Origin of the sequence: Ectobacillus panaciterrae DSM 19096 (assembly GCF_000430785.1) — a bacterium.
GTDB classification, from domain to species: Bacteria; Bacillota; Bacilli; order Bacillales; family Bacillaceae_G; genus Ectobacillus; species Ectobacillus panaciterrae.
Window position 1 is genome coordinate 1 of sequence record NZ_AUMR01000039.1, and the last position, 2802, is coordinate 2802.

The window sequence follows — 2802 nt, forward strand, 5'->3', positions numbered from 1 at the left end:
TCAACAAAAGCATCTTTAATTAATTGTCGTGTACGGAGTATGCGAGGGTCTGTGTGCGGCTTTTTCTTTTCCATCATATCCTCTTTCCTTTCTTAATTAAATAGTAAGCTACACTTCAAAGAGTTACGTCGTATTTCTTCCAGATAAACAACATAAAACTTATTTATGTAAACTAATTAACATTTTTTGGATATTTGTAGCTTGTAAACACTATAAATTGTGCTTATAATCTCATTTATACAATGTTGATTATACAACATATTGTAAATTACAACTATGATAAACTTGAAAGGATGAATGAAATTGAGTAAGAGTGTAACAATTAATCCCTCTATCAAAAAGGGACCAATCATGTTTGTCATGATAATAGGTGCTTTCCTTGCCACCTTTAATCAAACAATCATGAGCGTTGCTATTCCGGAATTAATGAATGATTTTGATATTAAAGCTTCAACAGCTCAGTGGCTTACAACAGGTTACATGTTGGTAAATGGAGTTTTGATTCCTATCACAGCCTTCTTAATGCAGAGATTTACCACCCGTCAATTATTCCAAAGTTCGATGATTATCTTTCTTGCCGGAACAATTGTTTCTGCAGTCGCAACCAATTTTCCTGTACTTCTAACCGGGCGGTTGATTCAAGCAGCCGGTGCTGGAATCATTATGCCTTTGCTCATGAATGTTGTTTTCGCTATTTTTCCTGCAGAGAAGAGAGGATCCGCTATGGGTATGGTGGGGCTAGCGATTATTTTTGCCCCTGCAATTGGACCAACTCTTACCGGTTATGTTCTTGAGACATTTCCTTGGCAAGCCATGTTTTACGGCATGATTCCGTTTGCGGTTATTGTTATCATCTGCGGTTTTATTTATTTGAAAAATGTGTCAGAACCTGTCCGATCCAAGGTAGACTTTATTAGTGTAGTCCTTTCAACCATCGGATTTGGTACTTTAATGTACGGCTTCAGCCAAGCCGGCAACGATGGTTGGTCAAGTACAGAGGTAGTTGTTTCTCTAGTTATAGGAATCCTGGCCCTTGTCCTGTTTACTTGGCGGCAACTGGCCTCCAAAAATCCGCTACTGGATCTCCGAGCCTTTAAATACAACATGTTTACCTTAACTACCATTATAAATATAGGTGTTACCATGATGATGTATGCAGATATGATGCTGCTTCCTCTGTACCTTCAGAATGCACGCGGTTTTACTGCATTGGAATCCGGTTTTCTTATGCTTCCAGGGGCACTTCTAATGGGCTTACTAAGTCCTGTAGTTGGTAAGCTCTTCGACCGATTTGGAGCGAAATGGCTTACTATAATCGGTGTAGCCATTATTATCATCTCAACCGTTGGCTTTGTTAATTTGACGGATTCGACCAGCTATACGTTTCTCATCCTAATGTCTACATTTCGTCGTATTGGGATGGCGATGTTCCTTATGCCAATACAGACTGCAGGGTTAAATCAATTACCATCCAGCCTTAATGCACATGGCACAGCTATCTCTAACACCATTAAACAAGTAGCCGGCGCAGTAGGTACTGCACTACTTGTGACAGTAATGACAAACAGTACAAAGAATCACCTTCAGGACTTAATTGCCACAGGAGGAGCACAGGGTGAAACACAACAACATATGGTTATGGAAGCTTCCATCCAGGGAATAAATGACGCATATTTTGTTATTCTTATCATCGGAATCATTAGTTTATTACTTTCCTTCTTTATCCAACGTGTTAAGAACGCTTCCGAAGAAAAGCCCAACATAACTTTAAAGAAGCCAGCAAAAATTTAGAAGGCAAATCAACGATATAAAATAAGTACAAAAATATGCTAATTGTATACTAAGGAGGAAATTAGATGTTAAATAAACCCTAAAGATTATCATCGTGATGTTTTTTGGAAACCGTATTTAGGTCAACAGATAATTTCTAGGACAATATTTAAAGAAACACATAACTCCCGTAAAGGGCACAATGAGAAAGGAAGATTGCCATGAATAATTCAGATCAAATCTTACCAGAGAAAGCCATACTAGATGTGTTTAGTGGTGAAAGTGATGAAAACCCATTTCCAATATTCGCACAAATGCGGACAATGGGATCCGTTATTCCTATCCCGTCTCCGATAGGTGGAATAGATGGCCAAGCTTGGATGGTTACGCGTATGGAAGAAGCGATGCAGGTGCTAAAAGATCATGCCCGCTTTACTGTAGACGGAGGGTCCATCGAGGGCAACATTGACATTAGGCAAAACGATGCTGATCCATCTGCTCCCCCTACCTTCCTTACCGCAAAATCCCTGCTTTCTGTCGACGAACCCGATCATCGACGGTTGCGCAGGTTGGTGTCCAAAGCCTTTACGCCCAAATATATGGAAAGCTTACGCCCTCGCGTGCAGGAAATTGCTGACGAACTGCTTGACCAGGTACAAGATAAAGGCGAGATGGACCTTGTCAAGGACTATGCCTATCCCTTACCGATCAACGTCATTTCTGACATGCTTGGGGTGCCTCAAGCAGACCACGCACAGATTCTGGGTTGGTCTGCAGCTATCGCGCACGGCCTGGGCCTAGGAAGGCAAGATCCAGGGGTCGCGGAGCAGATACGAGCCTTCGGGGAATACATCGTGCAGCTTGTGGCTGACAAACGTCAGCATCCTGCTGATGACTTAATCAGCCAGTTGGTTGCCATCGAAGAGGAGGGAGATCAACTCGACGAAGCAGAACTAATCTCGATGATCTCGCTATTGATCTTTGCCGGTCATGAGACAACCTCGAATCTGATCGCTACGGGCACTTTGATGT

General features: G+C 41.8%; 2 protein-coding genes. Both read left to right on the forward strand.

The window, feature by feature from the left end; all coding sequences use genetic code 11:
- The first annotated feature begins 351 nt into the window (after window positions 1–351).
- Complete coding sequence (locus H540_RS0110895) at window positions 352–1791, forward strand: DHA2 family efflux MFS transporter permease subunit (protein WP_425388105.1); 1440 nt, start codon at window positions 352–354, stop codon at window positions 1789–1791.
- A 200-nt stretch (window positions 1792–1991) separates the two neighbouring features.
- Window positions 1992–2802, forward strand: an 811-nt coding sequence (locus H540_RS35535; RefSeq protein WP_034670837.1) for a cytochrome P450 family protein, incomplete at its 3' end; no start/stop codon positions are given.

Coding starts and splice junctions, on each gene's coding strand:
- H540_RS0110895 (WP_425388105.1), top strand. CDS start 352: ATGTTTGTCATGATAATAGGTGCTTTCCTTGCCACCTTTAATCAAACA.